The organism is Bacillus sp. PK3-067 (assembly GCF_056738645.1).
Genome location: NZ_CP096490.1, coordinates 73,703 through 80,000 on the forward strand (window position 1 = coordinate 73,703; position 6,298 = coordinate 80,000).

At 37.6% G+C, this 6,298-nt stretch carries 9 protein-coding genes (1 of these 9 only partly in view); all 9 read left to right on the forward strand.

All coding sequences use genetic code 11. The features are described from left to right. Positions 1-182: 182 nt before the first annotated feature. A complete protein-coding gene (gene pabB, locus M1D73_RS00390) occupies positions 183-1,580 on the forward strand; it encodes an aminodeoxychorismate synthase component I (protein ID WP_069357941.1) in 1,398 nt (465 codons plus the stop codon). A 5-nt stretch (positions 1,581-1,585) separates the two neighbouring features. Further along, on the forward strand, positions 1,586-2,173 hold the full coding sequence (gene pabA, locus M1D73_RS00395; RefSeq protein ID WP_000602297.1) for an aminodeoxychorismate/anthranilate synthase component II: 588 nt from the start codon (positions 1,586-1,588) through the stop codon (positions 2,171-2,173). Next, positions 2,167-3,039, forward strand: a complete 873-nt coding sequence (pabC, locus tag M1D73_RS00400; protein ID WP_000909884.1) for an aminodeoxychorismate lyase — start codon at positions 2,167-2,169, stop codon at positions 3,037-3,039. Before pabA ends, pabC begins: the two co-directional genes overlap by 7 nt. After that, positions 3,014-3,874 (forward strand): dihydropteroate synthase, encoded by an 861-nt coding sequence (gene folP, locus M1D73_RS00405; RefSeq protein ID WP_002164656.1) that lies wholly within the window; start codon positions 3,014-3,016, stop codon positions 3,872-3,874. The genes pabC and folP overlap by 26 nt, the downstream gene beginning before the upstream one ends. After that, a complete protein-coding gene (gene folB / locus M1D73_RS00410; protein WP_000358062.1) occupies positions 3,875-4,237 on the forward strand; it encodes a dihydroneopterin aldolase in 363 nt (120 codons plus the stop codon). Further along, positions 4,234-4,749, forward strand: coding sequence for a 2-amino-4-hydroxy-6-hydroxymethyldihydropteridine diphosphokinase (folK, locus tag M1D73_RS00415; RefSeq protein WP_121868695.1), 516 nt, complete (start codon positions 4,234-4,236; stop codon positions 4,747-4,749). Before folB ends, folK begins: the two co-directional genes overlap by 4 nt. Beyond that, the gene (locus M1D73_RS00420; protein ID WP_000387031.1) at positions 4,701-4,904 is read left to right on the forward strand and encodes a helix-turn-helix domain-containing protein; all 204 of its coding nucleotides are present in this window, start codon (positions 4,701-4,703) and stop codon (positions 4,902-4,904) included. The genes folK and M1D73_RS00420 overlap by 49 nt, the downstream gene beginning before the upstream one ends. 23 nt (positions 4,905-4,927) lie before the next feature. Beyond that, positions 4,928-5,926, forward strand: coding sequence for a tRNA dihydrouridine synthase DusB (dusB, locus tag M1D73_RS00425; RefSeq protein WP_000912251.1), 999 nt, complete (start codon positions 4,928-4,930; stop codon positions 5,924-5,926). A 159-nt stretch (positions 5,927-6,085) separates the two neighbouring features. Further along, positions 6,086-6,298 carry the beginning of a lysine--tRNA ligase gene (gene lysS, locus M1D73_RS00430; protein ID WP_000369668.1) on the forward strand. 1,287 nt of this gene lie beyond the right edge of the window, so 213 of the gene's 1,500 nt are visible here — the first part of the coding sequence; it begins with the start codon at positions 6,086-6,088; its stop codon lies beyond the right edge, outside the window.

The window sequence follows — 6,298 nt, forward strand, 5'->3', positions numbered from 1 at the left end:
TTTCTTTTGGGATTGGAAATAGGAAAAGAGTGAATGACTAGAAAACTTCATGTAAAATAAGAGGTAGTATAATTAAATTATTTTCACTAGCCTTCGAGTATAATCAATCTCTATATAAATAACTTATGTAGTTTGAGCTGGTTTATCTAAGAGGGTGGGATAAAAGAAGACGGGGTGTTGATATGCAACGAAGAAAATCTTTAGCGCTTTCTATTCCATATCAGTTAGATTTCTTTAAGCAATATAAATTTCTTTCTCAGGGTAAATCGCAACATATTTTGTTAGAAAGCGGCCGTGGCGGTCGTTATAACATTGTAGGGCTGAACCCAGTAGCGGTAATCCGAGGGAAGGATGAAACGTTACATATAAGTGAAAGTGGTAAGGGAACAATAAAACGAGGGAATCCGTTAGATTTAATGCAAGAATATATGGAACAATGGAAGACGGACTATAACCCAGAGTATCCGCCTTTTCAAGGTGGTGCAATTGGCTATTTCAGTTATGACTGTATCCGTTATATTGAAAAGCTGCCTTCTCTTGCGGAAGATGATATTGATATACCTGACATCTTCTTTTTATTATTTGATGACGTATTTGTCTATGATCAAAAAGAACAAGTGTTATGGGTTATTACGCATTATGTAGATAAATATGAAGAGGCGAAAGAACGGCTAAATGAGTGGAAGAGTCTTTGGATGACAGAAGCGCCTGAAGTGACCGTGCCCTTTGAAAGTCCTGAAAAGAAAAGTGAAGCAGTTGCTTTTACTGAAGCTGGCTTTATGAAGGCAGTTGAATGTATTCAAGAATATATTGGAGCGGGTGATGTGTTCCAAGTAAACTTGTCGACGAGACAAGAAAGAACGTTACAGACACACCCACTAGAAATTTATACAAGTCTTCGTGAAATTAATCCATCTCCATATATGGGTTACCTGGAGCTTGGGGATTTTCAAATCGTTAGTGGATCGCCAGAGTTGTTAATTAAGAAACAAGGAACTGAAGTAAGTACAAGACCGATTGCTGGAACGAGATCTAGAGGCGCGGATGAGCAAGAGGATGAAGAATTAGCAAGAGAATTAATTGAGAACGAAAAAGAAAGAGCAGAGCATGTAATGCTTGTGGATTTAGAAAGAAATGATTTAGGACGTGTTTGTAAATATGGCACTGTAGAAGTAGATGAATTTATGGTAATTGAGAAATACTCACATGTTATGCATATTGTTTCTAATGTGCGTGGTGAGGTGGAAGAAGATAAAGATGCTTTTGATTTAGTGAAGGCTGTATTCCCTGGGGGAACAATTACTGGTGCCCCAAAAATACGTACGATGGAAATTATTGAGGAATTAGAACCTGTTCGAAGAGGGATTTATACAGGGTCAATCGGTTGGATTGGTTATTCTGGAGATACAGAATTGAATATTGTAATTAGAACACTTCTTGCTAAAGATGGAAAAGCTCATGTACAAGCAGGGGCGGGAATTGTAATTGATTCAAATCCGGAAAATGAATATAAAGAGTCGTTAAAAAAGGCGATTGCTTTATGGCGTGCAAAAGAACGTAGTGAAGAAACGGTTAGGTGAGAGAAATGATATTAATGATTGATAATTATGATTCTTTTACATTTAATTTAGTGCAGTTTCTTGGAGAACTTGGACAAGAGCTCGTTGTTAAACGTAACGATGAAGTGACCATTTCAGATATTGAGAATATGAAACCAGATTTTCTAATGATTTCTCCAGGTCCGTGCAGTCCTAATGAAGCTGGGATTAGTATGGAAGTTATTAAATACTTTGCTGGAAAGATTCCGATTTTTGGTGTTTGTCTAGGGCATCAATCCATTGCGCAAGTGTTTGGTGGAGAGGTTGTCCGTGCAGAGCGATTAATGCATGGAAAAACGTCGCTTATGCATCATGATGGAAAGACGATTTTTTCGGATATTCCTAATCCGTTTACTGCGACGCGCTATCATTCCCTTATTGTTAAGAAAGAGACGTTACCCGATTGCTTAGAGGTAACATCTTGGACAGAGGAAGGGGAAATTATGGCACTTCGTCATAAGACATTGCCGATAGAGGGTGTGCAATTCCATCCAGAATCTATTATGACTTCTCATGGGAAAGAGCTGTTGCAGAATTTCATTCGTAAATACAGTCCAAGTGCGACATTATGTTAATTTACGTAAATGGTCAGTATGTAGAAGCAAGTGAAGCGAGAATTTCTCCTTATGATCATGGTTATTTATATGGTCTTGGAGTTTTTGAAACGTTTCGTATTTATAATGGTCATCCTTTCTTATTGGATGATCATTATAACCGTTTAATAGAGGCGCTGGATACATTGCAAATTAAATGGACAATGACAAAAAATGATGTGATGCTTATTTTGAAAGATTTACTTGCTAAGAATGAATTGAAGCATGCATATGTACGTTTTAATGTATCGGCCGGTATAGATGAAATAGGATTACAAACGGAAATGTATGAAGAGCCTTCTGTTATTGTTTTTATAAAACCTTTAACAGCTCCAGGGGATGTAGTGGAAAAAGAAGGTGTTATTCTAAAACAAGTGCGAAATACACCGGAAGGGACATTTCGCCTGAAGTCTCATCACTATTTAAATAATATTTTAGGGAAGCGTGAAATTGGAAATGTTGTGAGTAAGGAAGGTATTTTCCTCACTGAAGCAGGTTATGTTGCAGAGGGCATTGTTTCGAATCTATTTTTTGTGAAAGGTGATGTTTTATATACACCTTCGTTAGAGACAGGGATTTTAAATGGTATCACTCGTGCGTTTATTATAAAGAGTGCTGAAGAATTAAATATAGAAGTAAAGGAAGGTTTCTTTACAAAAGATGAGCTACTTTCAGCGGATGAAGTCTTCGTAACAAACTCCATTCAAGAAATTGTTCCGCTTTATCGTATAGAAGCGCAGGATTTCCCGGGTAAAGTAGGAGTGGTTACAAAAAGTTTAATGTACCTTTATGGAATGCAAAGAGAGAAATTATGGAGCAGAAATGAACTACGAAGAGGAGATGTGTAGTTTGAAGTGGGATTATGATTTGCGCTGCGGCGAATATACATTGAATTTAAATGAAAAAACATTAATTATGGGGATTTTAAATGTAACACCAGATTCGTTTTCTGATGGTGGGAGTTACAACGAGGTAGATGCTGCGGTACGTCACGCAAAAGAAATGCAAGGTCAAGGTGCTCATATTATTGATATTGGTGGCGAATCTACTCGCCCAGGTTTTGCTAAAGTATCAGTAGAAGAAGAAATAAAGCGAGTTGTCCCGATGATTCAAGCAGTTTCAAAAGAAGTAAAATTGCCTATATCCATCGATACATATAAAGCTGAAGTTGCAAAGCAAGCAATTGAGGCTGGTGCTCATATTATTAATGATATTTGGGGAGCGAAGGCGGAGCCAAAAATTGCTGAAGTCGCAGCTCATTATGATGTACCCATCATTTTAATGCATAACCGCGATAATATGAATTATCGTAATTTAATGGCGGATATGATTGCTGATTTGTATGACAGTATTAAAATTGCTAAAAATGCTGGTGTGCCAGATGAGAATATTATTTTAGATCCAGGTATCGGTTTTGCTAAAACACCTGAGCAGAACTTAGAGGCGATGCGTAATTTAGAACAGTTAAATGTGCTAGGTTATCCAGTTCTCTTAGGTACTTCGAGAAAGTCCTTTATTGGGCACGTATTAGATTTGCCAGTGGAGGAACGCCTTGAGGGAACAGGAGCTACCGTTTGTCTTGGTATTGAAAAGGGCTGTGAGTTTGTTCGTGTCCATGATGTGAAAGAAATGGCGCGTATGGCTAAAATGATGGATGCGATGATTGGTAAGGGGGTAAGGTAATTGGATAAAATTTATATCCATGATATGGAGTTTTATGGTTATCATGGTGTGTTCCCAGAGGAGAATAAATTAGGTCAGAGATTTAAAGTTGACTTAACGGTGGAGTTGGATTTAAAGCGTGCAGGGGAAAGTGATGACTTAGAGCATTCGGTCAATTATGGAGAGCTTTTCGAATTATGTAGAAAAGTTGTTGAGGATAGAAAGTATAAGCTTGTGGAGAGTATCGCTGAAAATATTGCTGCAGATATATTAAAACAATATGAAAGTATTTCACGCTGTACAATTAAGGTAATTAAGCCGGATCCACCGATACCGGGTCATTATCGTGCTGTAGCAGTAGAAATTACGAGAGAACGTCCATGAACAATATAGCTTACATTGCATTAGGGTCAAATATTGGAGGGCGTTATACGTATCTAACTGAAGCGATTCAGTTTTTAAATAAAAATCCTTATATTCAGGTTGATGATATTTCATCTGTATATGAAACTGAGCCAGTTGGCTATACTGACCAAAGTTGCTTTTTAAATTTAGTTATAAAAATTTCTACCAATTTATCACCACAAGAGTTATTGAAAGTAACACAAAAAGTAGAAAATGACCTAGGAAGAAAAAGGGAAATTAGGTGGGGGCCGAGGACTATCGACCTTGACATTTTACTTTATAATCAAGAGAATATTGAAGCAGAGAATCTTATTGTTCCGCATCCGCGGATGTTTGAAAGAGCTTTTGTTATCGTTCCGTTGTTAGAGATTAATCAAGACATAAAACAAAACATTTCATGTTCACAAGTAGAAGAAATGAAAAGGCGAGAGGGAGTAACGGTATGGAAGCAGAAAAATGGGGAAGACGCATTCGTGCTTTTCGAAAGCTAAAAGGCTATACACAAGAAGGTTTTGCTAAAGAACTAGGGGTATCTGTATCTGTTTTAGGTGAAGTTGAGAGAGGGAATAGATCGCCTTCTCAAGATTTTGTAGTAGAAGTTGCTAAGGCATTAAATGTTTCGATAGAGGAATTAATGCCAAAGTGATTGTACAGGAAGGAGTAGGTTGATTGTTAAAGATTGCAAATATCGAGATGAAAAATCCGGTTGTACTAGCACCGATGGCGGGAGTGTGTAACTCTGCATTCCGTTTAACAGTAAAAGAATTTGGTGCCGGCTTAGTTTGTGCTGAAATGGTAAGTGATAAGGCAATATTACTTAATAATAAAAGAACTTTAGATATGTTATATATCGACGAGAGAGAAAAGCCATTAAGTTTACAAATTTTTGGTGGAGAGAAAGAAACTCTTGTAGATGCTGCGAAATATGTAGATAAATATACGACAGCAGACATAATTGATATTAATATGGGTTGTCCAGTGCCGAAAATCGTTAAATGTGATGCGGGGGCAAGGTGGCTTTTAGATCCGAATAAAATATATGAAATGGTAGCAGCGGTTGTAGATGCTGTAGAAAAGCCGGTTACAGTTAAAATGCGTATCGGTTGGGATGAAGAACATATTTTCGCAATAGAAAATGCTAGGGCTGTTGAGCGTGCTGGTGGCCAAGCTGTGGCGGTTCACGGACGTACACGAGTGCAAATGTATGAAGGAAAAGCGGATTGGGATATTATTAAACAAGTAAAACAATCTGTAAATATCCCGGTTATCGGAAATGGTGATGTCGCAACGCCGCAAGATGCAAAGCGTATGCTTGATGAAATTGGTGTAGATGGTGTTATGATTGGTCGTGCGGCTCTTGGAGATCCGTGGATGATTTATCGTACGGTAAAGTATTTGGAGACAGGTGAATTAATGCCGGAACCAACAGTGCGCGAGAAAATTGATGTATGTATGTTACATCTAGATCGTCTTATTGACTTAAAGAACGAAAGTGTCGCTGTAAGAGAGATGAGAAAACATGCAGCTTGGTATTTAAAAGGTGTTCGTGGTAATGCGAGTGTACGTAATGGTATTAATGCTTGTAACACACGGGAAGACCTTGCGAATGTGTTAGGTACATTTGTAGAAGAAGTGGAAGCGAAACAACAAACAATTTACGTTGGTTAATAATGGACATAGGAGATTGACATTCTTCTATACACTTCCTATAATTACGTGAAAGAAAGAAGAGCTGCCAGTTAGTTGCTGGCAGTTTTTCTAGTTGAGTAGAAAATGCTATACTGTATATATTGTAAAATTAAATAGAGCTGGAGTGATATCAATATCATGGATAACATGAACCACGAAGAATTAAACGACCAATTGATTGTTCGTCGTGAAAAGCTACATAATTTACGTGAACAAGGAATTGACCCGTTCGGTAAAAGATTTGAACGCACAAATTCAACAACTGATTTAGTGAGTCTATATGGAGAGTTCTCTAAGGAAGAATTAGAGGAGAAGGAAATCGCTGTTTCTATCGCTGGTCGTATTATGACA

Excerpts from the sequence above, each read along its gene's own strand:
- folP (WP_002164656.1), top strand. The coding sequence starts at position 3,014 with ATGAACTACGAAGAGGAGATGTGTAGTTTGAAGTGGGATTATGATTTG.
- pabC (WP_000909884.1), top strand. The coding sequence starts at position 2,167 with ATGTTAATTTACGTAAATGGTCAGTATGTAGAAGCAAGTGAAGCGAGA.
- pabA (WP_000602297.1), top strand. The coding sequence starts at position 1,586 with ATGATATTAATGATTGATAATTATGATTCTTTTACATTTAATTTAGTG.
- M1D73_RS00420 (WP_000387031.1), top strand. The coding sequence starts at position 4,701 with ATGGAAGCAGAAAAATGGGGAAGACGCATTCGTGCTTTTCGAAAGCTA.
- pabB (WP_069357941.1), top strand. The coding sequence starts at position 183 with ATGCAACGAAGAAAATCTTTAGCGCTTTCTATTCCATATCAGTTAGAT.
- folK (WP_121868695.1), top strand. The coding sequence starts at position 4,234 with ATGAACAATATAGCTTACATTGCATTAGGGTCAAATATTGGAGGGCGT.